Raw genomic sequence first — 25,706 nt, forward strand, 5'->3', positions numbered from 1 at the left:
AGAACAAGACAGTGACGCACCATCAAGCACCACCACCTGCTGCCTCTCCCACGCCGGGGTTCTGCAGCGGTGCGTACCACCCCGCACCGCAGGCACCGCTTGAGTGCACCTCGTGAGTCGAACAGTCCCCCTCTGTGCCAACTCCTATCGGCATATCAGGTCGACTCGCCCACCCCAACCCCCTTTGAACCTTGGGAGTGGACATGACCCGGATCTCCACGGAGCCCGGCACCACTGACGACAGACCCGCCACGGACGACTCCCTCACGCCGTCCGAGGCAAAACCGCCGAAGAACGCGCTGGACGCCTACTTCAAGATCTCGGCGCGCGGCTCGACCTTCGGCAACGAGCTCCGCGGTGGCCTCACCACCTTCATGGCGATGGCCTACATCCTGCTGCTCAACCCGATCCTGCTCGGCGGCGCCGACAAGAACGGGGTCCACCTGGACCACGCGCAGCTGACCACGGCCACCGCCCTGGCGGCCGCCGTGACCACGATCCTGCTCGGCGTGGTGGGCAACGTCCCGCTCGCCGCGGCGGCCGGTCTCTCGGTCTCCGGCGCGATCTCCGCGATCGTCGTCCCGCACACCACCTGGGAACAGGCCTTCGGGCTCTGTGTGATCTACGGTCTGGCCATCGTGCTGCTGGTCGTCTCCGGCCTGCGCGAGAAGATCATGAACGGCATCCCGCTGCCGATCAAGCACGCGATCACCATAGGCATCGGCCTGTTCATCGCTCTGATCGGTCTCAACAAGGCGGGCTTCGTCTTCCAGGGCAAGGGCCCGCTGCTCTCGCTCGGCCCGACCGGCGAGCTGTCCGGCTGGCCGGTGCTGATCTTCTCGATCACCCTGCTCACCATCTTCGTGCTGCTGGTCCGCAACACCCGCGGCGCGATCCTGATCGGCCTCGCCTTCGGCACCGCGATCGCCTTCGTGGTCAACGCCGCCGCCGGCCTGGACGACAAGGTCTGGGGCCTGCAGGTGCCCAAGTGGCCCGGCAGCCCGGTGGACTCGCCCGACTTCGGCCTGTTCGGCCACGTCGACCTGTTCGGCGCGTTCGGCAGCCAGGGCATGGGCGCCATCTCCGCCTCGGTCGCCGTCTTCACCCTGGTGCTGGCCGGCTTCTTCGACGCCATGGCCACCATCATCGGCGTCGGCACCGAGGCCGGTCTGGCCGACAAGCAGGGCCGGATGCCCGGCCTGAGCAAGGCGCTCTTCGTCGACGGTGCCGGTGGCGCCATCGGCGGTCTGTCGGGTGCCTCCGGGCAGACCGTCTTCGTCGAGTCCGCGACCGGCGTCGGCGAGGGGGCCCGCACCGGGCTCGCCTCGGTGGTCACCGGCGGCGTCTTCACCCTGATGCTCTTCTTCACCCCGCTCGCGGGCATGGTGCCGGTCCAGGTGGCCTCGGCCGCCCTGGTGGTGATCGGCTCCATGATGATGAGTCAGGCCCGGCACATCGACTGGTCCGACCGCGAGGTGGCCATCCCGGCCTTCCTCACCTGCGTCCTGATGCCGTTCACCTACAGCATCACCGCCGGTGTCGCGGCCGGTGTCATCACCTACTGCGTCATCAAGGCCGGGCGCGGCAAGTGGCGCGAGCCGGGTCCGCTGATGTGGATCCTGACCGGTGTCTTCCTGGTCTACTTCGCCTTGACGCCGATCAAGGACTGGCTGGGAGTTCACTAGTACCAGAGCCGCTGTGCGGGGGGTCAGCCCTCGCACAGCGGCTGCCCTGTCCCACCCCTCCACTTTCTTGTTGGGAGCCCCCGAAATGCAGGACATCGCCGAGCAGTTGCTGGCCTGGCACTCCTCCGGGCGCTCCTTCGCCGTGGCCACCGTGGTCGGTGTCTCCGGCAGCGCACCGCGCGACCCGGGCGCCGCGCTCGCGGTGGACGCCGACGGCGAGGCGATCGGCTCGGTCTCCGGCGGCTGCGTCGAGGGCGCGGTGTACGAGCTCTGCCGGGAGGCGATCGCCTCCGGCACCCCCGTGCTGGAGCGCTTCGGCTTCAGCGACGAGGACGCCTTCGCGGTCGGCCTCACCTGCGGCGGCATCCTGGACGTCTTCGTCCAGCCGATCGTGCCCGGTGCCGACGCCGCCCTGGACGCGGGCATCACCTACATCGCCTCCGGCACCCCGGTCGCGCTGGCCCGGGTGATCGACGGCCCGGCCGGACTGCTCGGCGCCACCGTCGCGGTCACCGCCGACACCCACCACGGCTCGCTCACCCCCGCCCCCTCCACCGCCGTCGCGCTCGAACGCGCCGCCGTGGCCGAGGCCCGGGCGATGCTGGACGCGGGCCGCACCGGACAGCTGGTGCTCGGCCTCGACGGCCGCCCCTGTGACGAGGCCGGCCAGGGCACCGTCACCTTCTTCATCGAGTCGTACGTCCCCGCGCCCCGGATGCTGGTCTTCGGCGCGATCGACTTCGCCGCCGCCGTGGTGCGGATCGGCAAGTTCCTCGGCTACCGGGTCACCGTCTGCGACGCCCGCCCGGTCTTCGCCACCGCGCGCCGGTTCCCGGACGCCGACGAGGTCGTGGTCGACTGGCCGCACCGCTACCTGGACTCCCAGCTCGGCGCCCTCGACGGACGGACCGTCATGTGCGTGCTGACCCATGACGCCAAGTTCGACATCCCGCTGCTGGAGCGCGCCCTGCGGCTGCCGGTCGCCTTCGTCGGCGCGATGGGCTCCCGCAAGACCCACCGCGACCGCAACGCCCGGCTCCGCGAGGTCGGCCTGACCGACGCCGAGATCGGCCGGCTGCGCTCCCCGATCGGCCTCGACCTCGGTGCCCGCACCCCCGAGGAGACCGCCGTCTCGGTCGCCGCCGAGATCGTCGCGCAGCGCCGGGGCGGCTCCTGCCTCCCGCTCTCGGCCGGCAGCGGCCCGATCCACCACGACCTGGCCCGCGCCGAGGAGGCCGCTCCCTCCGCCGCCGCCTGACCCTTTCACCCGAATGGCGGCCCCCGCTCGCGCGCGAGACGCTGGTGTGCAGGAAGGACGGGCCGCCCGCCCGTCACCGCCCCAGGTGACGAAAGGTGCCAGGACCATGCGCACCCTGATCCAAGTCGAGTTCGACACCGCGACCGCCAACCGGCAGATCGCCGACGGCAGCATGCCCAAGGCGCTGATGCAGTTCATGGGCGCGGTGAAGCCGGAAGCCGCGTACTTCGCGCCCACCAACGGCCACCGCTGCGCCTACCTGTTCGCCGACCTCGCCGAGGAGTCGTCGCTGGTGACGCTGCTCGAACCGTTCTGGGAGATGAACGCGCACGTCACCGTCACCCCCTGCATGAACGCCGACGACCTGGCCAAGGGCCTCGGCGCCCTCTCCGGCGGCAGCTGACACCCCGGCGGTGTGCTGACGCCCCGGTGAGCGACCCGCTGTTCACCTCCCGGCCGCAGGAAGTCGGTACCGGTCGGCCGCCCGCCCCGCTAGCCTCCGGCGCGTGGCGGAGACGACGGAGACGTACATCCTGCGGGTGAGCCCCGTGCGAGTGACCGGCCTGCTGGTGCTGGCGGGACTGCTGGCGAGCGAGGCCTGGCTGATCACGCATCAGCTGACGGTCTCGGTGCGGCGCGGGAGCTGCGGCCCCGAATACGAACGGAGCTGCGACAGCGGCGACCTGTGGCCGATCCTGATCGGGATCGGCCTGATCTTCGTCGCGCTGGTCACCGTCCTGCTGACGCTGGTCCTCGCCCACGGGGAGACCCGGGCCCGGACGCTCCCCTGGGGCGCCTTCGCGCTGGCCCTGCCGCTCGGCCCGCTGCTCGGGGTGGCCCTGGCCCTCGACCGCCCGGGCGACTGGCCGCTCCGCACCGCACTGCTGCTGGTCCTGCTCGCGGCCGCCGCCACCCTCGCCGAACGGCCCTCCCGCCGCCGGGCGGTGGCCGCCGAACGGGCCGCCGCGGCCCGGGTGGCCCGGCTCCGCGACCACGGCGTCGACACCCCCGCGACCGTGCTCGCCCTGGGCGGCGGTGCCGCCGACGACTCCGGCCACCCCGAACTGCAGCTGACCGTCGCCTTCCGGACCGGCGGACGCGACCACCAGGCGGTCCTGGTGGCCTCCTTCCCCGTGTACGACCTCCCCCGCCGGGGCGACGAACTGACCATCCGCCACGACCCGGCCGACCCGGACCACCTCGAACTGGTCCGCCCACCCGCAGACACCTTGGACGCAACCGCCCCGCCCCGGCTCCCCTGACCCCGGTGATGATCGTCCACCTGCCGGCGGCCTGACCGACGTATGTCGGCAGTACCATACGTCCATGGCACTCAAGCGCACCACGGTCTACGCGGACTCCGAGGACTTGGCGGTCATCAAGGCGGCCGCCGCCCGGCGCGGGATCTCGGAGGCGGAGATCATCCGCGAGGCCGTCCACCTCGCGGCGATGGCCAACCGCGTCTGGGACGAGCCGTTCTTCAGCAGTACCTACCCGGGCGACGGCTCGATCGGCGCGGAGGAGGTCTGGGCGGAGCGGGCCCGTGCCTACGAGGCGACCAGGCGCGGCGCCGAGTGATCATCGTGGTGGCCGACACCTCCGGCCTGCTCGCCGCCCTCGACGCCACCCATCCCCTGGGCGCCTCCGCGAGGGAGGTGCTGCGCACGGCCGGGACACTGGTCATCTCGCCGGTCCTGCTCGCCGAGTTGGACCACCTGGCCCGGAGGATTCTGGGCCCACAGGCCGCACACGCCGCCGTCGACGACATCCGGCGCTGGGTCCGGGCCGGGCGTGCGGTGCTCCCGGAGATCACCGCCGACACCTTGGACACCGCGCAAGCCGTCCGGCTCCGGCACGCGGCGCTCGGGCTCGACCTCGCCGACGCGGTGAACGTCGCCCTGGCCGCCGAGTTCCGCACCGACTGCGTCCTCACACTCGACCAGCGCGACTTCCGGGCGATCAGCCCGCTGACCGTCCATCAGGCCTTCCGCATCCTCCCGCACGATCTCTGACCGACGGCTACGCCCGGCGGACCTCGTGCATGAAGCAGCCGTACTCGACCGCCCGGACGTGCAGGACGGCCACCTCGGGGTCGGTGAGCAGCTCGGCGGCGGCGGCCTCGGCCTCGTCGGGGCGGACCAGGCGGCCGCCGAGGATGTGGCCCCGGCTGCTGTAGGCGCGGAGGATGCGGGGGCCGGTGTGCATGGTGGCGGGCCAGCCTTCGGCCGGGCCGGCGCAGGGGGTGGCGTGCAGGAAGACCGGGCCGCGTTCGAGGTAGGGGCCGGGGTCGGCGCCGGTCTCGGCGGCCCAGGCGGCCAGCGGGGTGTACGCGACCAGGGCGATCCGGTCGCCGGGGCAGGCGCGGGTGAGGCAGCAGCGCAGCGGGGCACCGCCGGTCTCGTCGACGGACTCGACCGGCGGGCGGCCCGCGTCGTCCAGCTCGCGCAGCCGGGCGCAGGTGGCGGCGTCGATGGCGTTGATCTGCAGCTTCGTCATACGGCCAAGCCTGCCGAGGGCGGGCCCGGCGCACTGGCGGTTTCCCGCCGTCGCGCTCGGGCCGGACCGGTCAGTCGGAGGCGGCCAGGCGGAGGCCGAAGCCGACCACGACGACGCCGGTCAGACGGTCCATCACCTTCCGGGCCACCGGGCGGCGGAGCCAGCTGCGGACGGCGCGGGCGAAGGCGATCAGGAAGACCGACCAGAGCAGGCCCTCTGCGACGTGCACGGAGGTGAGCAGCACGCCCATCGGCAGGTGCGGCGCCCCGGCCGGGATGAACTGCGGCAGGACGGCGACGTAGAAGACGCCCACCTTGGGGTTGAGCAGGTTGGTCAGGGCGCCCCGGCGCCAGCCGGACCAGAAGCCGCCGCCCCCGGTCTCCTCGGGCTCGGGACCGGCCAGGGCACTGCTGCTGCGCAGCAGTTGGAAGCCCATCCAGAGCAGGTAGACCACGCCGGCCCAGCGCAGCGTCTCGTACGCCAGCCGGGAGGCGGTGAGCAGGGCGGTGATCCCGAGCGAGCTGAGGGTGCCCCAGACCATCGTGCCGGAGCCGATGCCGAGGACCACGCCCCAGGCCCGGGCCCGGGCGCCGAGGGCGGCGGTCCGCAGGATCAGCGCGGTGTCGAGACCCGGTGTGAGGGTGAGCAGCCCGACCACCAGGGCGAAGGACCAGAGTGCCGTGGATATCCCCATGGCCGGTCAGCCTAGTGGGCGGACCTGCTCCGCGACCGGACGGTCCTCCTGAACTGTCACCTCGTACTCGACCGGCTGGCCGTCGGGCAGCGTCCGGTCGATGCCCTCGATCAGGATGGAGTCGTAGTAGAAGGTCAGCTCGGGGCCTCCGTCGGCGGGGACGATGGTCCCGTAGCCGTGGTCGGTGTGGAAGGTCTTCACGGTACCGGTGGCCATCTGCGGATCTCCTCGGCGCGGGGTGTTCGGTCCTCCTCAGGAGTACCAAACACCCCGTGCCGACGCGCGTTCTGACACGCCCTCAGGTGACGTTGAGCCGGGCGGCCAGCCGGAGCAGGCCGGGGGCGAGCCGGCTGAGCAGGTGGGCGCCCTTGGCCTCGACCGTCACCGGGACCAGCGCCTTGTTCCGCCGGACGGCCCGGACGATCTCGGTGGCGACCTTCTCCGGCGGGAAGTTGCGCCGGGCGTAGAGCTTCGAGGCCCGCTCCTGCTTGGCGGCCTGCTCGTCCGCCGTGGTGGCGGAGAAGGTGGAGGTGCGGGTGATGTTGGTGTTGACCAGCCCGGGGCAGATCGCCGAGACCCCGACGCCGGAGGAGGCCAGCTCGGCCCGCAGGCAGTCGGAGAGCATCCGGACGGCGGCCTTGCTGGTGGCGTACGCGGCCAGCGCCTTGGACGGCAGGTAGGCGGCGGCCGAGGCGAGGTTGACGATGTGTCCGCCGTGGCCGCGCTCGGCCATCAGGGTGCCGAAGGCGCGGCAGCCGTGGATGACGCCCCAGAGGTTGACGTCCAGGACCCGCTGCCACTCCTTCTCGGTGGTCTGCAGGAAGGTGCCGGAGTGGCCGATGCCGGCGTTGTTGACCAGCACGTCGGGGACGCCGTGCTCGGCGGCGATCCGCTGGGCGAAGACGTCGAAGGCATCGCCGTCGCTGACGTCCAGCTGGTAGGCGTACCCGGTGCCGCCGCTCAGGGTGCACAGCTCGGCGGTCCGGGCGGCCGAGTCGGGGTCCAGGTCGCAGACCACCACCCGGGCGCCCTCGGCCGCGAAGGCCAGTGCGGTGGCCCGGCCGATGCCGCTGCCCGCGCCGGTGATCACCACCAGCTCGCCGGTCGCCGTCGGCTCGTCGCCCGCCGAGACGGCGGCGGCGAAGGAGCGGACGTGTCCGGCCACCACCGGGCCGTGCTCCAGCAGCGCCGACCAGTGGGTGCCGCTGACGGTCCTCCGGGTCAGCCGGGGCACCCAGTGCTCCAGGCCCTCGGAGAGGAACTCGTTGACGTAGTGGTCCCGGCTCAGGGTGAGCAGTTGGACCGGCACCTCGGTGTAGCGCTCGCGCGGGTTGCCGATGGTCTGCCGCATGTTGGCCCGGTACAGCTCGATGCCGCGCACCGCGTCCTGCTTGAGGGTGGCCTGCGGGTGCCCGGGCCGGGGGGTGACCCCCTCCAGGTCGCGCAGCACCCGGGGCCAGGACTTGGCCAGCCAGAGCTTCCAGGTGGCGGGGGCCAGCAGCGGCAGCTGGAAGGCGGTGATGTACCAGGAGTGCGCGCCCTGCACCAGCAGCTGGCGCAGGTGACGGGGCGTCGGACGGCGGAACCGCTTGCGGGTCCAGAAGCCCAGGTGGTCCAGGCAGGGTCCCGACATCGAGGTGTACGAGGCCAGCCGCTGCTCGGCGCCGGGCTCGGTGACGGCCTCCCAGGACTGCACCGAGCCCCAGTCGTGCGCGACCACGTGCACGGGCGCGTCGGGGCTGACCGCGTCGGCCACCGCGAACAGGTCGGCCCCCAGCAGCGCCAGCCGGTACCCGGCCCGGCTCGCCGGCACGCCGGACTCCCCCGCGCCGCGCACGTCGTAGCGGACCACGTGGTGGTCGGCGGCCAGATCGGCGGCGACGTCGTCCCAGACCACGTGGGTGTCGGGGTAGCCGTGCACCAGGATCACGGTGGGGTGGGCGGGGTCGCCCTGCTCGAACACGGCGAGCGGCAGACCGCCGGAGTCGACGGTGCGGCGGCGGATCATCGGGCTGCTCCCTCGGTGGTGATGGCTGCGGGCGCGGTGGCGACGGTCGCGGCGGCGGTCCAGCGGCGGACGTGCGGCAGGTCGTCGTCGAGCCAGTAGGCGTCGTCGTCCGTCACGACCAGCAGCTCCTCGAACTTGATGCCGACCTCGCGGAAGCCGATGTGCGGCTCGACCGCCCAGATCCCCGGCGTCGGCGCGTGCCGGGAGGAGCGGCCGTCGGCCCAGAGCGGGGAGCGGCCGTGCAGCCGCTCGCTGATCAGCTCCCGGCCGAGCGTCTGGAGTGTACGCACCCCGAAGCCGAAGACGTTCACCCCGGCGGGGCCGCGCGCGGTCATCCGGGTCACCTGGTGGCCGATCACCCGGCCCGGGTAGACCTTGTGCCGGTTGTCGTAGCCGTGCTCGGCGATCTGGGCGTCCACGGCGGCGTAGATCTCGTTCAGCGGCCTGCGGGCCCGCACCTCGCTCAGGATCAGCTCCCGGTAGACCCTGAGGTCACCGGCCAGCTTGTCCCAGACCGGGTTCTCGCCGACCTTGCCGCCGTAGCCGATGTCGGCGGTGTAGCCGTCCACCACCGGGGCGCAGTCCAGCACGTACGGCATGCCCTCCTGGAGCACCCGCTTGCCCGCGAAGAACTGCAGCGGCGTGTGGAAGTGCCGGAACGCCGTCCGGTCGCCGAACCAGGCGAACGGCACGTGGAAGAAGTCCTGCACCCCGGCCGCGACCAGGCACTTCCGCAGCTTGGCGGTGGCCTGACGCTCGGTCACGCCCGGCTCGATCCAGGCCGCCACCTGCTCGGCGCAGTGGTACGCCAGCTGCTGGGTCTCCCGGAACCGGGTCAGGTCGTACTCACTGAAAGGGAACGTCATGGGTGGTCAGACCTCCAGTACGAGGGTCTCGCCCTCGGCGGCCCGGGAGACGCAGGGCAGGAACGCCCCGGCGGCCCGGTCCTCCTCGGTGAGGCGGCGGTCGCGGTGGGCGGGCGTGCCGGCGGTGAGCCGCACCTTGCAGGTGCCGCAGAAGCCCTGGTGGCAGGAGTACGGCAGCCCGGGGCGGGCCTCGCGCAGCACGTCCAGCGCGGAGCGGTCGGCGGGGACCTCCAACTTCGCCCCCTCCGAGCCCAGTTGGACGGTGAACGGCTGCCCGTCCAGGATCGGGGCGGCACCGAAGCGTTCGAAGTGCAGTGCCCGGGTGGCGGCCGGGTCGAAGGCCCGCTGGACGGCCGCCAGCATCGGCGCCGGGCCGCAGCAGTACACCGCGGCACCGCGCGGCGCCCGGGCCAACAGCTCGGCCGCCGGGGTGAGTTCGGTCAGGAACTCGACCCGGTCCGGGTCCAGCGCCCGCAGCTCCTCGGTGAACGGCATCGACTCCGCACTCCGGCCGACGTGCACCAACCGCCAGTCCAGGCCCAGGTGCTGGGCCTGCCGGGCCATCGGCAGCAGCGGGGTGATCCCGATCCCGCCGGCCAGCAGCAGGACGGCCGGCTCGGCGCAGAACGCGAAGCCGTTCCGCGGCCGCCGGGCGGACAGGCGCACGCCCGGGTGCAGCCGGTCGTGGATCTCGGCCGATCCGCCGCCCCCGTCCGGCAGGTGGCGGACCGCGATCCGGTACGTGCCGCGGTCGGCCGGGTCACCGCAGAGCGAGTAGTGCCGCACCAGACCGGACGGCAGCGTCAGTTCGATCCTGGCCCCCGGCTGCCAGGCCGGCAGCGGGTCCCCACCGGGGTCGGCCAGCCGCAGCTCCACCACGCCCTCGGCCACCGGCCGGTGCACCGTCACCACCAGTTGGAGCGGCGGCACCGGCCGGGCCGCGGGGCGGCGCGGACTCCGCCGCACCCCGGGCCGGCCCATCAACGGGTTGTACCAGTCGGCGAACGCGGTCATCCGGCGCAGGAACCGGTCCGCACCGGGGCGCCCGTACAGGTCGGGCGGAGGCGTTTCGAGATCCATGCACAGGCTCCATCTTCGGCACACCGGACAGCACGAACAGGGGTCGGGGAACTGCGATGCCGGCCGCAGGAGCGGGCAACCAGCCCCTGGACCGCAGCCGCCTACCGGCTCGCGGCGGAGCGGGCGGCGGGCGACCCGGCCAGGTAGCTGAGGGCCTGGCTGGAGGAGCCCTCCTGGGTCGGGTGGTAGCCCGGGCGGAAGTAGCGCAGGGCCGACCGCACCATCCGCCCCGGCTCCGGCAGCAGTCCGCGCCGGGCGATCCGCTGCGCCTCCCGCCAGGTGGGCCTGAGCGCCCCGTCCAGGCTCGGGTCGGCCGCCATCAGGAACCGGACGCCCCGGATCCACAGGTGGAACAGCGTCGGCCCGGAGATCATCATCCCGCGCAGCCGCCGCAGGTAGCCCGGGTCCAGGTGCACCATCAGGTCGAAGGCGACGCTCCGGTGCTCGACCTCCTCCGCCCCGTGCCAGCGCAGCAGGTCGAGCATGGTGGGGTCGGCCTTGGCCCGGTCCAGGCCGGGCGAGTTGAGGGCCCAGTTGCCGAGGAAGGCGGTGAAGTGCTCGATCGCGGCGACGAACGCGACCCGCTCGATCAGGTTCTCCCGCTGCTGAACCGGCGTCAGGCCGGGCCGGGCGCCGAGCACCCGGCGGAACAGCCAGCTGACCTGCCGCACGTACGGCCGGGGGTCCAGGCCCTGGCCGAGCAGGTGGTCCAGCACCTCCTGGTGCGCCTCGGCGTGGATCGCCTCCTGCCCGATGAAGCCGAGCACCTCCTCGCGCAGCTGCTCGTCGGTGATCAGCGGCAGCGCGTCCTTGAACACCTCGACGAACCAGCGCTCGCCCTCGGGCAGCAGCAGGTGCAGCACGTTCACCGTGTGGGTGGCCATCGGCTCGTCCGGGATCCAGTGCAGCGGCAGCTCGGACCAGTCGAAGTGCACGTCACGGGGCTCCAGCACGAGGCTGTCGTGGACGGCGGGGGGCACAACGGGGCGGGGCGGCATGGGAGGGCCTCCTGACCGGCGGGTGGGCGGCTCGACTCCAGGCAACCTACTCGCGGGTACGGCGCCCCACAAGGGGTTCGGCCATTCCTATCGACATCGCGTCTAATAAGAGACCTGCCCGGTCAGACCGCCATCGCCAGCATCAACGGCGCCGCCCGGTCGGCCAGCAGCTCGGCCGCGGCGCGCAGGCGGTGCACCTGGCCGACCGGCAGCGAGGTGGCCAGGCAGCCGACCGTGCTCCCGGCCGAGACCGGGACGGCCGCGCAGACGGTGCCGAGGGCGTACTCCTGGATGTCCAGCACCGGCACGGTGGCGGGCTGGCACTCCAGCCGGTGCATCAGCTGCTGCTGGTCGGTGATGGTCCTGGCGGTGAGCCGGGCGGCCGGGTGACGGGAGAAGTGGTCCCGGCGGCCGTCGTGGTCGAGCTGGCCGAGCAGGCACTTGCCGATCGCGCTGGCGTGCGCGGTGGCGCGGAAGTCGACCCACTCGGTCACGGCCGGGGCGTGGTCGGCGGCCGAGACCGCCTCCACCGTCAACTCGCCGTCGTGGTACCGGCTGAAGTAGACCGCCGCGCCCAGCTCGTCCCGCAGTTCGGCCAGCCGGCGCTCCATCCGGGCCCGGACCAGCTGCTCCCGGTTCTGCTGCCCGAGCACCGCGACCGCCCCGCCGAGCACCCAGAACCCGTCCTCGCGGGCGAGGTAGCCCTCCAGCTCCAGCGCCTCGGCCAGCTCCCGCACCACCACCGCCGGCAGCCCCAACTCCCGCGCCAGCGCGGCCTCGGGCACCCCGCCCGGGTGGCGGTCCACCGTCTCCAGCACCCGCAGCGCCCGCCGCATCACCCCGAACGGCCCCGCCGAGACCGACGTCCCCTGCCCCCGTACCGACATGGCCTCCCCTTCCGTACCCGCCGTCCCGTCCAGCGTAGCCACCCGGTCCAGCCCGCACGGGCCCGCGCCGACAACCGGTCAACTGGCATATGCCGAAACGGGCCCCTCCCCCACTGCCCTGGGGGGAGAGGCCCGTCGGCCGGTCACCGGGCGCGGGCCCGGTGACCGATGCGGAGGGTCGGTCAGTTGTCGTTGCCCGCGCGGAGCTTGGCGACGGCCGCCTCCAGGCGGGCGCCGTACTCCTCGTCGGCCGCGTGGAAGTGGGCCAGGTTCTTCTCGACGATGTCGTCCCGGGTGACCTGGGACAGGAAGCCCGCGATGTTGTTGATCAGGCGGGACTTCTCGCCGTCCGACATCAGGCGGTAGAGCTCACCGGCCTGGAAGAAGTCGTCGTCCTTGGTGTGCGCCGGGGTGGTGTACGTCCCGGTGTGGCCCTCCAGCCGGACCGGGGCGGCCAGCGGGGCGTCGGTCTGGGCCGGGCCGTCGTACGAGTTGGGCTCGTAGTTCTTGCCGCGGCCGGCCGCGTTGACCGCCGACAGGCCGTCCCGGCCGTAGTTGGCGGCGACGGTCGCCTTCGGGGCGTTCACCGCGAGCAGGGTGTGGTTGACCCCGAGGCGGTAGCGCTGGGCGTCGGCGTAGGCGAACAGGCGGCCCTGCAGCATCTTGTCCGGGGAGGGGCCGATGCCGGGGACGAAGTTGTTCGGCGAGAAGGCCGACTGCTCCACGTCCGCGAAGACGTTCTCCGGGTTCTTGTTCAGCACCAGCCGGCCGACCTTGACCAGCGGGTAGTCCGCGTGCGGCCACACCTTGGTCAGGTCGAACGGGTTGAAGCGGTAGTCGGCCGCCTCGGCGACCGGCATCAGCTGCACGTACAGGGTCCAGGACGGGAACACGCCCCGCTCGATCGCCTGGTGCAGGTCGCGCTGGTGGCTGTCGGCGTCGGCGCCGAGCACCTCGGCCGACTGGTCGCCGTCCAGCGAGCGGATGCCCTGGTTGGTCTTGAAGTGGTACTTCACCCAGAAGGCCTCGCCCTGGGAGTTGACCCACTGGTACGTGTGGCTGCCGTAGCCGTTCATGTGACGGTACGAGGCCGGGATGCCGCGGTCGCCGAAGAGCCAGGTGATCTGGTGGGTGGAGGCCGGCGAGTGGGACCAGAAGTCCCAGACGTTGTCGGCTTCCTGCACGCCCGTGAAGGGGTCGCGCTTCTGCGAGTGGATGAAGTCGGGGAACTTGATCGGGTCCTTGATGAAGAACACCGGGGTGTTGTTGCCGACCAGGTCGTAGTTGCCCTGCGCGGTGTAGAACTTCAGCGCGAAGCCGCGCGGGTCGCGGACCGCGTCGCTGGAGCCCAGGTTGCCCGCCACGGTGGAGAACCGGAGGAAGACCTCGGTGCGCTTGCCGACCTCGGCGAGGAAGTCCGCGTGGGTGTACTGCGAGACCTCGTCGGTGACCTCGAAGTAGCCGTAGGCGCCCGAGCCGCGGGCGTGCACGACGCGCTCCGGGATGCGCTCGCGGTTGAAGCGGGCCAGCTTCTCCAGCAGCTGCTGGTCCTGGATCAGCAGCGGGCCGTACTCGCCGGCCGAGGCGGAGTTCTGGTTGTCGGCGATCGGCGCGCCGGACTCGGTGGTCAGAATCTTCGACATGACGGTCCTTCAGTAGTACGCGGGGCGGAGGGTGTCAGACGCCGAGCAGGCGCCAGATGGCCGAGCGGCGGCGGGAGGACTGCTCGCCGTCGGGGCCGTCGGCCGGCTGCAGGGCAGCCACCGCGGCGGTGGTCGCGGCGGCGTCCGCGAGCGGGCGGGCGGCGGTCAGCGCGGTGGCCTCCGCCGGGGTGAGGCCGGCCTCGGTCAGGGCGGCGGCGGCCTCGGTGGCCGGGACGGCGTTGAACCAGCGCAGCGCCAGGGCGGCGCGGCCGGCCTCGGTCAGCCGGCCGGTCAGGCGCAGGCGGGCCAGGCCGCCGTCCGGGTAGACGTTGATCCGTACGTGGGTGGCGGTCCGGCCGGCCGCGAGGCGGAACCGGTGCCGGGTGTCCGGCTGCAGCCGGGTGCGGGGCAGGAGCTCGAACCAGCCGTCCGCGTCCTCGGACGGGTTGCCGCCGTTGGAGGCGTCGTAGCCGACCAGGTCGGCCCAGCCAGGGGCGTTGGCGACGAAGTAGGACGTGTCCACCTCGGCGGCCAGGACCTCGCCGCCCCCGGCCAGGGCGATCTGTACCCAGTCGTTGGCCTTGTCGCGCCGACGCCGGGTCTCCCAGCCATCGCCCATGACGGAGGCGCGGCCCGGAGCGTTCAGGTTGTGCGGGGAGGAGAAGTAGCGGTCCGAGGCGGCCTCGGCCACGCCGCCGAACTCCTGGGCGGCCAGGTCGAAGGAGAGGCCGTCCAGCTCGCGCGGGTCGGGCAGCACCTCGCCGTGCACCCGCAGGCGGGCCACGCCGCCGTCGGGCCAGATGTTCAGCCGGACGTGGGTGAAGCGGGTCCCGTCGGTGACCTCGAACTCGTGCGCGGTGTTGCCCTGGAGCGCGGTCCGCGGCACCAGGTCGACCCACTCGGCCGCGTCCAGCTCCTCCGGCGACGGGTGCCCGGCGACCGAGGCGCCCTGCACCGAGCCGGTCTCCGGGTAGTTGCCGGTGAAGAACGCGGTGTCGACGACCACGCCGCGGATCACACCGGCCACGCCCAGGCGGATGATCGCCCAGTCGTGGTCCTCGTTGGTCGGGTGCGGCTGCTCGGCCGAGACGCCGCGACGGCGCTTGGACTCCCAGCCGTCCATGATCTGGCCCTTGTGGCCGAACGTGTGCGGGCGGAACTCGGCGGGCTTGGCGACCAGCAGGTTCTCCGCGTCGGCGAAGGTGTCCTCGTTGGTGGCGACCACACCGGCGCCCAGCAGGCGGGAGGCCAGGTTGACCAGCTCGGTGAACGGAGCGCTCGGGGTCTGACTGGTACTCAACTGAGTCTCCTTAGTTTCGAGCCATCTAGGATCGGGCGAGTTGGCGGCCGAACGGCTCGGCGTCGACATCCACCACCCGGCCGCGCAGCCAGGTGGTCAGGACGTTTCCGCTCAGGGTCCGTCCGGCGTACGGCGTGACGGGGTTGCGGTGGTGCAGCTGCTCGGCGTGGACCGCGAACGCGCCGTCCGGGTCGAAGGCCACCAGGTCCGCGTCGTACCCGACCGCGATGGCGCCCTTGGTGCCGGTCAGGCCGACCAGCGAGGCCGGGCCGCTGCTCATCCAGCGCACCACGTCGGAGAGGCTGTGGCCGCGCTTGCGGGCCTCGGTCCAGATGGCCGGCAGGCCGATCTGGAGCGAGGCGATGCCGCCCCAGGCGGCCGCGAAGTCACCGCTGCCGCCGTACTTCTGCAGCAGCTTCAGGTCCGGGGTGGAGGGCGAGTGGTCCGAGACCACCGCGATGAACTCGCCGTCGGCGAGCGCGGCCCAGAGCAGGTCGCGGTTGGACTCGTCCCGGATCGGCGGGCAGCACTTGAACGCCGTGTCGCCGTCCGGCACCTCCTCCGCCGACAGGGTGAGGTAGTGCGGGCAGGTCTCGGCGGTCACCCGGACGCCGTCCGCGCGGGCCTGCCGGAGCAGCGGCAGCACGGCGGCCGAGGAGACGTGCAGGATGTGCACCCGGGCGCCGGTCCGGCGCGCGGTGTCCAGCAGCCGGGCCACCGCCGCCGCCTCGGCGTCGTCGGGGCGGGAGGCGAGGAAGTCGCGGTAGTGCACGCCCGGCTGCTGCGGAGCGGCCTCCAGCACGGCCGGGTCCTCGGCGTGGATGATCGCCAGCGCGCCGATCCTAGCCTGCTCGGCCAGCGCCAGCTCCAGGTCGGCCTGCTCGACGTGCGGGAACTCGTCCACCCCGGACGGGGCGAGGAAGCTCTTGAAGCCGAACACGCCCTCGCGGTGCAGCGGTTCGAGGTCCGCGACGTTGCCGGGGATGGCGCCGCCCCAGAAGCCGAGGTCGACCCAGGCCTGGTCCGCGGCGATCTTCCGCTTGGCCGCCAGGCCGTCCACCGTGGTGGTGGGCGGGATGGAGTTCAGCGGCATGTCGATGATCGTGGTGACCCCGCCGGCGGCGGCCGCCCGGGTGGCGGTGGCGAAGCCCTCCCACTCGGTCCGGCCGGGCTCGTTCACGTGCACGTGGGTGTCGACCAGGCCGGGCAGCAGCGCGGTGTCGCCGAGGTCGGTCAGGTGCAGGTCGCCGGCGAGCAGCGAGCCGTGCTCGGCGATCTGCTCGATCCGGCCGTCCCGGATCAGCACGTCGGCGGGACGCTCGCCGTCCGGCAGGACCACGCGGCGGGAACGGATCACCGCCGTGGTCGCGGGCGTCTCACCGATGAGCATCTGGAACCTCCGAACCGAGCGTACGAGTGGGGGTAAACCGAAGGCGTTCGGGGCAGTTGGGGCTCCGTGCACCGGAGCCTAGGCCCGCCTTCAACAAAACGTCAATGTAGGAAAGTACGATGAGCCTTAGAGCTTGAGCAGGTCCGCCGCGAGCTGCGCACCGGCCACCTCGGCCAGCTCGCCCGCCTTGGTCATGCTGTCGCCGGGCTGCTCCGCCAGGTCGGTCAGCGCGTACGCCGCCACGAACCCGGCCGCCCGCCACTGGTCCTCCGAGAGCTCCAGCCGTCCGGCGACGGCGGCCACCCGAACCCCCGCCCGGGTGGCCGCCGCAGCGACGCCGGCGGGGGCCTTGCCGTGGAGCGTCTGCGCGTCCAGGCATCCCTCGCCGGTAACGACGAGTCGTGCCCCACGCACGGCCTCGTCGAAGCCCAGCAGTTCGAGCAGGAGCTCGATGCCGGGCCGCATGGTGGCGCCGAGCAGTGCGAGGGCGGCGAAGCCCACCCCGCCTGCGGCCCCGGCGCCGGGGGCGTTCCGGAGGTCCCGGCCCGTGGTGTCGCGGACGGTGTCCGCCCAACGGGTCAGGCCCTCTTCGAGAATCAGCAGGTCCTCGACGTCCGCACCCTTCTGCGGGCCGTAGACGGCGGTCGCGCCGCGGACCCCGAGCAGCGGGTTGTCCACGTCGCAGGCGACCACGATCTCGACCCCGGTGAGGGCGTCGGCGAGCGAGCCCGGGTCGATCCTGGCCAGCTTGCGCAGGGCGGCCCCGCCGGGCGCCAGCTCGGCACCGTCGGCGTCGTACAGACCGACGCCGAGCGCCTGAACCATGCCCGCACCGCCGTCGGTGCAGGCGCTGCCGCCCAGGCCGAGCACGATCCGCTTGGCGCCCAGGCCCACGGCCCGGCCGATCAGCTGGCCCACGCCGTACGAGCCCGCGGCCAGCGGGGCGGTCCGACCGCCGGGGAGCCGGGCCAGTCCGGAGGACTGCGCCAGCTCGACCACGGCGGTGTCGCCCCGCACGGCGAGCGCGGCGTCCACCGGCAGGCCGGTCGGGCCGGCCACCTTCACGGCGACCCGCTTGAAGCCCGCGGCCAGCGCCGCGGCGAGGGTGCCCTCGCCGCCGTCGGCGACCGGCAGCTCACGGATCTCCACGTCCGGGGCGACCCGGCGGATGCCGGCCGCGATCCGGGCGGCGACCTCGGCGCCCTCCAGCGTGCCCTTGAACTTGTCGGGGGCGACGACGACATGACCCTGAGTGGGGGTGGCGGGCATGCGTGGGCCTCTTTCCGTATCGCTGGTGTTCAAAGCTTCTGCCCAGAAGTGGGGGTGCGCCCCCTCCCCGCCGTTCCTCTCGTCCCGCTTCCGACGTACGAGAGGCTCCCCTCGGCGAGGGAGGGGGCCGGGTGACGTCCGCGAGCACGACCGAAGTGCCCCCGGGAGGGTGTGCGGATGTCACCGGTTTGGGACGGTCGGCGGCTGAACGGTATGAGCCCCAGCGCAGCCGCCGACCGAGAATGACCTCCTGGTGGCGCGGGCACGACCGGACAGGTACACGCCACCAGGAGGAGCTATGGAGTTACTTGACCTCGCGGCCGGAGAGGCGCTCGACGCCCCGCAGCAGGGCCGAGTGGTCCAGCGAACCGTCGCCGTTGGCGCGGGCGGAGGCGACCAGCTGGGCCACCACGGCGCCGACCGGCAGGGCCGCACCGACGGCACGGGCGGCGTCGGTGACGATGCCCATGTCCTTGTGGTGCAGGTCGATCCGGAAGCCCGGGGCGAACTGACGGTCGATCATGTTGCCCTTCTTGCGGTTCAGCACGGTCGAACCGGCCAGACCGCCGCCGAGCACGTCGAGCGCGGCGGGGAGGTCCACGCCCGCGTTCTCCAGGAAGACCACGGCCTCGGCCAGGACCTGGATGTTGACGGCCACGATGAGCTGGTTGGCGGCCTTCACGGTCTGGCCGGCGCCGGCCGGGCCGACGTGGATGACCGTGGTGCCGAGCGCGTCCAGGATCGGCTTCGCCTCGGCGAAGTCGGCCGCGTCGCCGCCGACCATGATGGAGAGCACGGCCTCGATCGCGCCGGCCTCGCCGCCGGAGACCGGGGCGTCCAGGGTGCGGATGCCCTTGGGCTTGGCGGCGGCCTCGACCTTGATCGAGGTCTGCGGGGTGATGCTCGACATGTCGATGACGAGGGTGCCCTCGGCCACGTTCTCCAGCACACCGCCCTCACCGAGGATGACCTGCTCGACCTGCGGGTCGGCCGGGACCATGGTGATGACGATCTCGGCGTCCTTCACCGCGTCGGCGATGGAGTTCGCACCCTTGCCGCCGGCCGCCACCAGGGCGTCGATGGCGGGCTGCTGGAGGTTGAAGCCGGTGACGGTGTGTCCGGCCTTGACCAGGTTGGCGGCCATCGGGCTGCCCATGATGCCGAGGCCGATGAAGGCGATCTTGCGGGAGGCGCTCATGTGCGTCGCATTCCTTCGTGCTGGGAGGGTGGGGAGGAGAGGGCTCAGTTGGCGCGGTGCTCGCGCGGGAGCCACTCGAAGCTGTCGGCGCTGACGCCGTTCGCCGGGCGGTACTCCAGGCCGATCCGGCCGGTGTACCCGGCGGCGGTGAGGCGGGCGAAGAGGTCCTCGAAGTCCAGCTCGCCGGTGCCGGGCTCGTTCCGGGCCGGGGTGTCGGCGATCTGCACGTGGCCGATCTTGTCCGCGTGGGCGGCGATCACGGCCGCCAGGTCCTCGCCGTTGCGGGCCAGGTGGTACAGGTCGCAGAGGAACTTCGCGTTGCCCAGGCCGGTGGCGGCGTTCACCTTGTCGACGACCGCGATCGCGGCCTCGGCGGTGACCAGCGCGTAGTCCGGGGACTCGGCCTTGTTGAGGGTCTCGATCAGCAGGATCGCGCCGATCGAGTGGGCGGCCTGCGCGGCGAGGGTGAGGTTCTCCAGCGCGAGCTCGTCCTGCTCGGCGGCGGGGACGCCCTCCACCCGGTTGCCGTAGAGCGCGTTGAGCGCCTTGGTGCCGAGCGACTCGGCGAGCGCGACGGTGACCGGGATGTTCTCCCGGAAGCGCTCGCTCTCGGCCGGTACGGAGAGGGTGCCGCGGGCGCCCTTGGTCAGGTCGTCCAGGAAGTTGAGGCCGGTGAGCTGCACGCCCGCGTCGGTGAAGGCCTTGCGGAGCGCGTCCTGCTCGGCCTCCGACGGGGTGTGGTTCTCACCGAAGGGCCACCACAGCTCGGCGGCGGTGAAGCCGGCGGCCGCGGCGGCGGCGGGGCGCTCCAGGAGCGGAAGCTCACCGAACAGGATCGACAGGTTGACCGTGTAGCTGTGCTTGGAAGCGGCAGTCACGTCAATCACCTTTCACTCTTCCGATCCAACTTCCACGATCCGGAAGAGGGATTCTGCTTGGTGGAAGCATGCCTCGCGATCCGAGGGACCGTCAAGACCGCCGCAACATTTTGTTGAAGCCATCCGCCCAGCCCGGCCCCTTCCGCCCGGACACCTGATCGCTACAGTGAGCAGGTGCGATTGAAGGTGGAGTTCACGACGGAGCCGTTCGAGCTGGACACGTTCCCCGCCCACGCGGTGGCCGCCCGGCAGGTGGTCGACGCAGCCGGCCTGGCCGTCACGGTCGGGCCGTTCGGGACCGAGGCCGAGGGCCTCCGGGACGACGTGCTCGCCGCGGTGACCGAGCTGCTGCGCGAGAGCCTGGACGCGGGTGCGACCCAGATCTCCCTGCAGGTCACCCTGCTCGACAACGACAAGACCCCGGAAGGAGTGGGTACCCCATGAGCGACGCCCTGGAGCACCCGCTCGCAGCGGCGATAAAGCCGCTGCTCGAAGCCGTCGGCGCGACCCAGGTCCCGATCGACGAGGCCCGCACCGAGGACGTGGTGCTGGAGTGGGACGGCCAGGCGGCGGTCGCCGTCCGGCTGCCCCACCTGAGCAGCGCCCTGGACCGGCTGCTGGCCGAGATGGCCCGTCAGTTCGACGGCCGCCCACTGGCCGAGCTGGACCGCTGGGAGAAGCAGCGGGTGGTCGCCCTCCTGGAGGAGCGCGGCGCGTTCACCGTCCGGCACGGGGTGGAGACGGTGGCCTCGGCCCTCGGCGTCAGCCGGTTCACGGTGTACAACTACCTGAACCGGCAGGACGGCACGAAGACCGGCTGACCTGACCGAATCCGTACCCTTTGACTGGTGCGGCCGAGCGATGTGCCCCAGTCTGTCCGACACGCCCCACCGGGCACGATTGGTGAATCGCACACCAAAACGGCCGGTCAGAGCCCCGGTCTCAAAACGTAACCACCAACAGTTCAACAAAGTGTTGACGGCTGAAGGTGGCGGATCTAGCTTTTGCGGGTGGCACCACTCTTCAGGAGGTCCACCCGTGACCAGCCTTCCCACCACTCCCGATGCGCTGTCGGCGATCCCCGCCGCCGCTCTGACGGAGACTCTGCTGGAGATCTGCTCCAGCCCCCGCTGGGCCGCCGCCGTGGCGGAGACCCGGCCCTGGTCCGACCCGGCCGAGCTGCTCGCCGCCAACGAGGCGGCGATGGCGGAGCTGTCGGTCGAGGACCTCGGCGACGCGATGGCCGGCCACGCCCGGATCGGCAAGCCCAAGACGGGCGACGCCACCTCCGAGCGTGAGCAGGCCGGCATCCAGGGAGTCGACTCCGCACTCCTGGACGAGCTGCACGAGGCCAACGCCGCCTACGAGGCGAAGTTCGGCCACGTGTTCCTGATCTGCGCCACCGGCCGCACGGCCGGCACCATGCTCGCCGCGCTCCGCGAGCGCTTCCCCAACGACGCCGCCACCGAGGCCGCGATCGTCCGGGGCGAGCTGCGCAAGATCAACGACATCCGTATCAACCGACTGTTCGACGCCGCCTGATTCGCTGTCGATCCGTCAATTCCTGCCATCAGTAAGGTCATTCAACCCATGACTGGCATCTCCACGCACGTGCTCGACACCAGCCTCGGCCGCCCGGCCGAGGGCGTCCCGGTCGAGCTCGCACTGCACACCGAGGGTGGCTGGCAGGTGCTCGGCACCTCCGCCACGGACTCCGACGGCCGGGCCAAGGACCTGCCGGCCGTGGAGGCGGGCTCGGTCGTCCGGCTGCTCTTCGACACCGCCGCGTACTACGCGGCCAAGTCCGAGGAGCCGCCGTTCTTCCCCGAGGTCTCGATCGTCTTCACGGTCGCACCCGCGCAGCACCACTACCACGTGCCGTTGCTGCTCAACCCGTTCGGATACTCGGTCTACCGCGGAAGCTAGTAGACCGCTGGAACCCTTAGGAGCCATGTCATGGCCCACGTGCTCGGTCAGAACCAGTACGGCAAGGCGGAGAACCGCATCGTCCGGGTCTACCGCGACTCGACCCGCCACGAGATCAAGGACCTGAACGTCTCGGTCGCCCTCTCCGGTGACCTCGACGACGTCCACCTCACCGGCTCGAACGCCAACTGCCTGCCCACCGACACCACCAAGAACACGGTGTACGCCTTCGCCAAGGAGTACGGCATCGAGTCGGCGGAGGCGTTCGGCATCACGCTGGCGAAGCACTTCGTCGACAACAACGAGCCGATCCACCGGGCCCGGATCCGGATCGAGGAGTACACCTGGGACCGGATCAAGACGCCGGACAGCTCCGCGCGCTTCATCGGGTCCGAAGAGGTCGGCCACTCCTTCACCCGCAACGGCGGCGAGATCCGGACCAGCGAGATCACCTATGACGGCACCACCGTCCAGGTCATCTCCGGTCTCAAGGAACTGACCGTCCTGAACTCCACCAACTCGGAGTTCTGGGGCTACATCAAGGACAAGTACACCACCCTCCAGGAGGCGTACGACCGGATCCTGGCCACCCAGGTGACGGCCCGGTGGAAGTACGGCTTCAGCGGTGCCGAGGGCGAGGCCCAGCCGAACTGGAACCGCTCGTACCAGCACATCCGCCGCCACATGCTGGAGGCGTTCGCCGAGACCTACTCCTACTCGCTGCAGCAGACGCTGCACTCGATGGGCACCCGGGTCCTCAACAACCGGGCCGAGGTCGACGAGGTCCGGCTCGAACTCCCCAACAAGCACCACTTCCTGGTCGACCTGTCGCCCTTCGGTCTCAAGAACGAGAACGAGGTCTACTACGCCGCCGACCGGATGTACGGCCTGATCGAGGGCACCGTGCACCGCGAGGGCGTCGTCCCGGTCATCCCGGTCGCCTGACCCACCCCATGGACCCCGTCCAGCACCGCTGCACCCACCGGTCTCGCCAAACCGGGCCGTGCCGGACGGCCTGCACCACCCGCACCACCAGTCTCTCCACCCCCACCTACCGGAGATCGTGCTCGCCTCACGGCGGCCGGCCCGGGGAGCTGGAGAAATCGCCCGGAGGACCCTCGTACCGCCGTCCCGCCTCCGGGGCAGCTCCAGCGCCACGGGCGCGCCGGGAGCCACGAGCACCAGAGGAGCTCGACATGGCAACCAGCTCTAACCGAACCACAGACGGCGGTTCAATCCCGGACGGGCCGAGACGGCCTGATGGTGTGTCAACCACCCTCCCCGACACACCGGAAGGCCGCTCGGTCCACCCGGTCGACGAGTTGCTGCCGCCGGTGAAACTCTTCACCACCGGACTCCAGCACGTCGCCGCGATGTACGCGGGCGTGGTCGCGCCCCCGCTCATCGTCGGTGCCGGTGTGGGCCTGTCCCCCACCGAGCTCGCCCTGCTCATCTCGGCCAGCCTGTTCACCGCAGGACTGGCCACCCTGCTCCAGACCCTGGGGATCTGGAGAATAGGCGCCCGGCTGCCGTTCGTGAACGGTGTCTCGTTCGCCGGAGTCGCACCGATGCTGGCGATCGCCAAGGAGCACGGGCCCGACCAGGCCCTGCCGGTGATCTTCGGCGCAGTGATCGTCGCGGGGGCCCTGTGCTTCCTCGCGGCACCGTACTTCTGCAAGCTGATCCGATTCTTCCCGCCGGTCGTCCAGGGCACCGTGATCACCCTCATCGGGGTGTCCCTGCTGCCGGTCGCGGTCAACTGGGCGCGCGGCGGTTCACCCGCCGCCCCCGGTTACGGCTCCATGAAGGCCATCGGCCTCGCCGCGTTCACCCTCACCGCGGTGGTGCTCTGCAACAAACTGCTCCGGGGTTTCTGGCAGCAGCTCTCCCTGCTCATCGGGCTGGCCATCGGCACCGCGCTGGCCTTCCCGCTCGGGCTGGCCGACTTCGGGGCGGTCTCGCAGGCCTCGGTCTTCGCCCTGCCCTCCCCGTTCCACTTCGGGGCCCCGGTCTTCGAGATCACCGCGATCGTCTCGATCTGCATCGTGATGATCGTGTCGATGACCGAGTCCACCGCCGACATGCTGGCCCTGGGTCGGATCGTCGACCGCGAGGCCGACGAGAAGACGCTCGCGGCCGGCCTGCGGGCGGACGGGCTCGCCACCGCGATCAGCCCGGTCTTCAACGGATTCGCGGCCAGTGCCTTCGCCCAGAACATCGGGCTGGTGGCCCTGACCAACATCCGCAGCCGGTTCGTGGTCGCGGCCGGAGGCGGCATCCTGATCCTGCTCGGGCTGTTCCCGGTGCTCGGCTCGCTGGTCTCGCTGGTGCCCTCGCCCGTCCTGGGCGGCGCCGGGATCGTGCTCTTCGGCACGGTCGCGGCGAGCGGCATCCGGACCCTGGCCGAGGCGGGGATGAACTCCAGCGCCAACACCATCCTGGTCTCGGTCTCGCTCGGGGTCGGCATCATCCCGATCGCGGCCCCGACCTTCTACGACGCCTTTCCCGAGGCCGTCCGCACGCTCATGCACTCCGGCATCTCGGCCGGCTGCGTGCTGGCCGTCCTGCTCAACCTGCTCTTCCACCACGTCGGTGCGAACCGCCAAGCCTCATCCGGCGGTTCCACCGGTGCGACGGTGTCAACGGCGACGCCGTCCTGACCGGTGAGGGGCGCGCAACGCTCACCGCGCGCCCCTCACCCTCCCCCCATAGGAGAACCACCATGGCAGTCCAGCCCCCGCGCCCCGACCAGCGGATCGTGATCGAGAACGTCGCCATCGCCACGGTCGACGCCAACGACACCGAGTACGCCCGCGGCCACGTCGTGGTCCTCGGCAACAAGATCGAGTCGGTCGGCAACGGCCCCGCCCCGCAGTGGCTGGACAACGTGGTGCGCCGGATCAACGGCGAGGGCCACCTGGTGACCCCCGGCCTGGTCAACACCCACCACCACTTCTACCAGTGGATCACCCGCGGCCTGGCCCAGGACAACATCCTGTTCGACTGGCTGGTCGCGCTCTACCCGACCTGGGCCCGGATCGACGACCGCCTGGTGCACGCCGCCGCCCAGGGCTCCGCCGCCGCGCTGCTCAAGTCCGGCTGTACCACCGCCTCGGACCACCACTACGTGTTCCCGAAGGACGGCGGCGACATCCTCGGCGCCGAGATCGAGGCCGTCCAGGAGCTGGGCATGCGCTTCACCGCGCTGCGCGGCTCGATGGACCGCAGCAAGAAGGACGGCGGCCTGCCGCCGGACCACGCGGTCGAGAAGACCGAGGACATCCTGATCGCCTCCGAGGCCGCCGTGGACAAGTACCACGACTCCTCCTTCGACTCGATGCTGCAGATCGCCATCGCGCCCTGCTCGCCGTTCTCGGTCTCCACCGAACTCATGCGCGAGGCCGCCCTGCTGGCCCGCCGCAAGGGCGTCCGGCTGCACACCCACGGTTCCGAGACCGCCGAGGAAGAGGCGTTCTGCAAGGAGCTGTTCGGGATGGGCCCGACCGACTACTTCGAGTCAACCGGCTGGCTCGGCGAGGACGTGTGGATGGCGCACTGCGTCCACATGAACGACTCCGACATCGCCAAGTTCGCCGAGACCGGCACCGGTGTCGCGCACTGCCCGTCCTCCAACGCCCGCCTGGCGGCCGGCATCGCCCGGGTCCCGGACATGCTCAAGGCCGGCGTACCGGTCGGCCTCGGCGTGGACGGCACCGCCTCCAACGAGTCCGGCGAGCTGGGCACCGAGCTGCGCAACGCCCTGCTGATCAACCGTCTGCACGGCTCCCCCACCGCCCTGACCGGCCGCAGCGCGCTCCGCCTGGGCACCATGGGCGGCGCCCGGGTGCTCGGCCGGCAGAACGAGATCGGCTCGATCGAGGTCGGCAAGCTCGCCGACCTGGCGCTCTGGAAGATCGACGGCATCATGCACTCCTCGATCGCCGACCCGATCGCCGCGCTCACCCTCGGCGCCCTCCCGCCGCTGGCGCTGCTGCTGGTCAACGGCAACCCGGTGGTGGAGAAGGGCAACCTGACCACCGTCAACGAGGACAAGATCGCCCAGGACTGCGCCCGCGCCGCCAAGGAGCTGGCCGCCCGCCTCTGACACCCCCTCAACTCCGGTCCGCACC

27 protein-coding genes are annotated in these 25,706 nt (G+C 71.8%); 13 read left to right on the plus strand and 14 right to left on the minus strand.

Annotated features, from left to right (window positions below):
• Positions 1-203 precede the first annotated feature (203 nt).
• The 6 genes from ABT118_RS23860 (at position 204) to ABT118_RS23885 (ending at position 4,955) form a co-directional block, all read left to right on the plus strand.
• Positions 204-1,685, plus strand: coding sequence for an NCS2 family permease (locus ABT118_RS23860; RefSeq protein WP_350672404.1), 1,482 nt, complete (start codon positions 204-206; stop codon positions 1,683-1,685).
• A gap of 85 nt (positions 1,686-1,770) precedes the next feature.
• Positions 1,771-2,943 carry an XdhC family protein gene (locus ABT118_RS23865; RefSeq protein ID WP_350672407.1) on the plus strand — a complete coding sequence of 391 codons (1,173 nt, stop codon included), beginning with the start codon at positions 1,771-1,773 and terminating at the stop codon, positions 2,941-2,943.
• 106 nt (positions 2,944-3,049) lie between these two features.
• Positions 3,050-3,346: a hypothetical protein gene (locus tag ABT118_RS23870; protein WP_350672409.1), complete on the plus strand. Its 297-nt coding sequence runs from the start codon at positions 3,050-3,052 to the stop codon at positions 3,344-3,346.
• A 103-nt stretch (positions 3,347-3,449) separates the two neighbouring features.
• Positions 3,450-4,205, plus strand: a complete 756-nt coding sequence (locus ABT118_RS23875; protein WP_350672412.1) for a DUF3592 domain-containing protein — start codon at positions 3,450-3,452, stop codon at positions 4,203-4,205.
• Positions 4,206-4,269: 64 nt separating this feature from the next.
• Positions 4,270-4,521 carry a ribbon-helix-helix domain-containing protein gene (locus tag ABT118_RS23880; RefSeq protein WP_350672414.1) on the plus strand — a complete coding sequence of 84 codons (252 nt, stop codon included), beginning with the start codon at positions 4,270-4,272 and terminating at the stop codon, positions 4,519-4,521.
• Entirely contained in the window at positions 4,518-4,955 is a 438-nt protein-coding gene (locus ABT118_RS23885; protein WP_350672416.1) for a type II toxin-antitoxin system VapC family toxin, read from the plus strand. Before ABT118_RS23880 ends, ABT118_RS23885 begins: the two co-directional genes overlap by 4 nt.
• Positions 4,956-4,962: 7 nt before the next feature.
• On the opposite strand, the gene ABT118_RS23890 is transcribed toward ABT118_RS23885, so the two are convergent.
• The 14 genes from ABT118_RS23890 to ABT118_RS23955 all read right to left on the minus strand — a co-directional run bounded on the left by ABT118_RS23890 (position 4,963) and on the right by ABT118_RS23955 (position 19,659).
• Positions 4,963-5,439, minus strand: a complete 477-nt coding sequence (locus ABT118_RS23890; RefSeq protein ID WP_350672418.1) for a DUF1203 domain-containing protein — start codon at positions 5,437-5,439, stop codon at positions 4,963-4,965.
• Between the two features lie 70 nt (positions 5,440-5,509).
• Complete coding sequence (locus ABT118_RS23895; protein WP_350672420.1) at positions 5,510-6,133, minus strand: LysE family translocator; 624 nt, start codon at positions 6,131-6,133, stop codon at positions 5,510-5,512.
• Positions 6,134-6,139: 6 nt separating this feature from the next.
• A complete protein-coding gene (locus ABT118_RS23900; protein WP_350672422.1) occupies positions 6,140-6,349 on the minus strand; it encodes a cold-shock protein in 210 nt (69 codons plus the stop codon).
• Between the two features lie 82 nt (positions 6,350-6,431).
• Positions 6,432-8,141 carry an SDR family oxidoreductase gene (locus ABT118_RS23905; RefSeq protein ID WP_350672423.1) on the minus strand — a complete coding sequence of 570 codons (1,710 nt, stop codon included), beginning with the start codon at positions 8,139-8,141 and terminating at the stop codon, positions 6,432-6,434.
• Positions 8,138-9,007 carry a M24 family metallopeptidase gene (locus ABT118_RS23910; protein WP_350672425.1) on the minus strand — a complete coding sequence of 290 codons (870 nt, stop codon included), beginning with the start codon at positions 9,005-9,007 and terminating at the stop codon, positions 8,138-8,140. Before ABT118_RS23910 ends, ABT118_RS23905 begins: the two co-directional genes overlap by 4 nt.
• A gap of 6 nt (positions 9,008-9,013) precedes the next feature.
• Positions 9,014-10,087 carry a PDR/VanB family oxidoreductase gene (locus tag ABT118_RS23915; protein WP_350672427.1) on the minus strand — a complete coding sequence of 358 codons (1,074 nt, stop codon included), beginning with the start codon at positions 10,085-10,087 and terminating at the stop codon, positions 9,014-9,016.
• Between the two features lie 101 nt (positions 10,088-10,188).
• Positions 10,189-11,085: a metal-dependent hydrolase gene (locus ABT118_RS23920; RefSeq protein ID WP_350672430.1), complete on the minus strand. Its 897-nt coding sequence runs from the start codon at positions 11,083-11,085 to the stop codon at positions 10,189-10,191.
• A 122-nt stretch (positions 11,086-11,207) separates the two neighbouring features.
• Complete coding sequence (locus ABT118_RS23925) at positions 11,208-11,972, minus strand: IclR family transcriptional regulator (RefSeq protein ID WP_350672432.1); 765 nt, start codon at positions 11,970-11,972, stop codon at positions 11,208-11,210.
• A 182-nt stretch (positions 11,973-12,154) separates the two neighbouring features.
• Positions 12,155-13,615 carry a catalase gene (locus tag ABT118_RS23930; protein WP_350672434.1) on the minus strand — a complete coding sequence of 487 codons (1,461 nt, stop codon included), beginning with the start codon at positions 13,613-13,615 and terminating at the stop codon, positions 12,155-12,157.
• Between the two features lie 34 nt (positions 13,616-13,649).
• A complete protein-coding gene (alc, locus tag ABT118_RS23935) occupies positions 13,650-14,915 on the minus strand; it encodes an allantoicase (protein WP_350672437.1) in 1,266 nt (421 codons plus the stop codon).
• A 25-nt stretch (positions 14,916-14,940) separates the two neighbouring features.
• Positions 14,941-16,305, minus strand: coding sequence for an allantoinase AllB (gene allB, locus ABT118_RS23940; RefSeq protein WP_350672438.1), 1,365 nt, complete (start codon positions 16,303-16,305; stop codon positions 14,941-14,943).
• 126 nt (positions 16,306-16,431) lie between these two features.
• Entirely contained in the window at positions 16,432-17,574 is a 1,143-nt protein-coding gene (locus tag ABT118_RS23945) for a glycerate kinase (protein WP_350672440.1), read from the minus strand.
• A 304-nt stretch (positions 17,575-17,878) separates the two neighbouring features.
• A complete protein-coding gene (locus tag ABT118_RS23950) occupies positions 17,879-18,772 on the minus strand; it encodes a 2-hydroxy-3-oxopropionate reductase (protein ID WP_350672442.1) in 894 nt (297 codons plus the stop codon).
• Positions 18,773-18,816: 44 nt separating this feature from the next.
• Complete coding sequence (locus ABT118_RS23955; RefSeq protein ID WP_350672444.1) at positions 18,817-19,659, minus strand: TIM barrel protein; 843 nt, start codon at positions 19,657-19,659, stop codon at positions 18,817-18,819.
• Between the two features lie 165 nt (positions 19,660-19,824).
• On the opposite strand from ABT118_RS23955, the gene ABT118_RS23960 reads away from it, so the two are divergent.
• The 7 genes from ABT118_RS23960 (at position 19,825) to ABT118_RS23990 (ending at position 25,681) form a co-directional block, all read left to right on the plus strand.
• Positions 19,825-20,094 carry a thiamine-binding protein gene (locus ABT118_RS23960; RefSeq protein WP_350672446.1) on the plus strand — a complete coding sequence of 90 codons (270 nt, stop codon included), beginning with the start codon at positions 19,825-19,827 and terminating at the stop codon, positions 20,092-20,094.
• Entirely contained in the window at positions 20,091-20,471 is a 381-nt protein-coding gene (locus ABT118_RS23965) for a helix-turn-helix domain-containing protein (protein ID WP_350672448.1), read from the plus strand. Before ABT118_RS23960 ends, ABT118_RS23965 begins: the two co-directional genes overlap by 4 nt.
• Positions 20,472-20,688: 217 nt before the next feature.
• The gene (uraD, locus tag ABT118_RS23970; protein ID WP_350672450.1) at positions 20,689-21,192 is read left to right on the plus strand and encodes a 2-oxo-4-hydroxy-4-carboxy-5-ureidoimidazoline decarboxylase; all 504 of its coding nucleotides are present in this window, start codon (positions 20,689-20,691) and stop codon (positions 21,190-21,192) included.
• Between the two features lie 48 nt (positions 21,193-21,240).
• Positions 21,241-21,576 carry a hydroxyisourate hydrolase gene (gene uraH / locus ABT118_RS23975; protein ID WP_184912256.1) on the plus strand — a complete coding sequence of 112 codons (336 nt, stop codon included), beginning with the start codon at positions 21,241-21,243 and terminating at the stop codon, positions 21,574-21,576.
• Between the two features lie 30 nt (positions 21,577-21,606).
• Positions 21,607-22,521: a factor-independent urate hydroxylase gene (gene pucL, locus ABT118_RS23980; protein ID WP_350672454.1), complete on the plus strand. Its 915-nt coding sequence runs from the start codon at positions 21,607-21,609 to the stop codon at positions 22,519-22,521.
• Between the two features lie 251 nt (positions 22,522-22,772).
• A complete protein-coding gene (locus ABT118_RS23985) occupies positions 22,773-24,236 on the plus strand; it encodes a nucleobase:cation symporter-2 family protein (RefSeq protein WP_350672455.1) in 1,464 nt (487 codons plus the stop codon).
• Positions 24,237-24,298: 62 nt separating this feature from the next.
• A complete protein-coding gene (locus ABT118_RS23990; protein WP_350672457.1) occupies positions 24,299-25,681 on the plus strand; it encodes an 8-oxoguanine deaminase in 1,383 nt (460 codons plus the stop codon).
• The last annotated feature ends 25 nt before the right edge of the window (positions 25,682-25,706 follow it).

The organism is Kitasatospora sp. NPDC002040 (genome assembly GCF_040296785.1).
GTDB lineage: Bacteria > Actinomycetota > Actinomycetes > Streptomycetales > Streptomycetaceae > Kitasatospora.

What these genes read in the sequence shown, in the direction of transcription:
- ABT118_RS23950 (WP_350672442.1), bottom strand. Translation starts at nt 18,772, where the DNA reads ATGAGCGCCTCCCGCAAGATCGCCTTCATCGGCCTCGGCATCATGGGC.
- ABT118_RS23905 (WP_350672423.1), bottom strand. Translation starts at nt 8,141, where the DNA reads ATGATCCGCCGCCGCACCGTCGACTCCGGCGGTCTGCCGCTCGCCGTG.
- ABT118_RS23985 (WP_350672455.1), top strand. Translation starts at nt 22,773, where the DNA reads ATGGCAACCAGCTCTAACCGAACCACAGACGGCGGTTCAATCCCGGAC.
- allB (WP_350672438.1), bottom strand. Translation starts at nt 16,305, where the DNA reads ATGCTCATCGGTGAGACGCCCGCGACCACGGCGGTGATCCGTTCCCGC.
- ABT118_RS23920 (WP_350672430.1), bottom strand. Translation starts at nt 11,085, where the DNA reads ATGCCGCCCCGCCCCGTTGTGCCCCCCGCCGTCCACGACAGCCTCGTG.
- ABT118_RS23880 (WP_350672414.1), top strand. Translation starts at nt 4,270, where the DNA reads ATGGCACTCAAGCGCACCACGGTCTACGCGGACTCCGAGGACTTGGCG.
- ABT118_RS23945 (WP_350672440.1), bottom strand. Translation starts at nt 17,574, where the DNA reads ATGCCCGCCACCCCCACTCAGGGTCATGTCGTCGTCGCCCCCGACAAG.
- pucL (WP_350672454.1), top strand. Translation starts at nt 21,607, where the DNA reads ATGGCCCACGTGCTCGGTCAGAACCAGTACGGCAAGGCGGAGAACCGC.
- ABT118_RS23925 (WP_350672432.1), bottom strand. Translation starts at nt 11,972, where the DNA reads ATGTCGGTACGGGGGCAGGGGACGTCGGTCTCGGCGGGGCCGTTCGGG.
- ABT118_RS23930 (WP_350672434.1), bottom strand. Translation starts at nt 13,615, where the DNA reads ATGTCGAAGATTCTGACCACCGAGTCCGGCGCGCCGATCGCCGACAAC.
- ABT118_RS23860 (WP_350672404.1), top strand. Translation starts at nt 204, where the DNA reads ATGACCCGGATCTCCACGGAGCCCGGCACCACTGACGACAGACCCGCC.
- ABT118_RS23915 (WP_350672427.1), bottom strand. Translation starts at nt 10,087, where the DNA reads ATGGATCTCGAAACGCCTCCGCCCGACCTGTACGGGCGCCCCGGTGCG.
- ABT118_RS23900 (WP_350672422.1), bottom strand. Translation starts at nt 6,349, where the DNA reads ATGGCCACCGGTACCGTGAAGACCTTCCACACCGACCACGGCTACGGG.
- ABT118_RS23890 (WP_350672418.1), bottom strand. Translation starts at nt 5,439, where the DNA reads ATGACGAAGCTGCAGATCAACGCCATCGACGCCGCCACCTGCGCCCGG.
- ABT118_RS23870 (WP_350672409.1), top strand. Translation starts at nt 3,050, where the DNA reads ATGCGCACCCTGATCCAAGTCGAGTTCGACACCGCGACCGCCAACCGG.
- ABT118_RS23895 (WP_350672420.1), bottom strand. Translation starts at nt 6,133, where the DNA reads ATGGGGATATCCACGGCACTCTGGTCCTTCGCCCTGGTGGTCGGGCTG.
- ABT118_RS23910 (WP_350672425.1), bottom strand. Translation starts at nt 9,007, where the DNA reads ATGACGTTCCCTTTCAGTGAGTACGACCTGACCCGGTTCCGGGAGACC.
- ABT118_RS23990 (WP_350672457.1), top strand. Translation starts at nt 24,299, where the DNA reads ATGGCAGTCCAGCCCCCGCGCCCCGACCAGCGGATCGTGATCGAGAAC.
- ABT118_RS23865 (WP_350672407.1), top strand. Translation starts at nt 1,771, where the DNA reads ATGCAGGACATCGCCGAGCAGTTGCTGGCCTGGCACTCCTCCGGGCGC.
- ABT118_RS23965 (WP_350672448.1), top strand. Translation starts at nt 20,091, where the DNA reads ATGAGCGACGCCCTGGAGCACCCGCTCGCAGCGGCGATAAAGCCGCTG.
- uraH (WP_184912256.1), top strand. Translation starts at nt 21,241, where the DNA reads ATGACTGGCATCTCCACGCACGTGCTCGACACCAGCCTCGGCCGCCCG.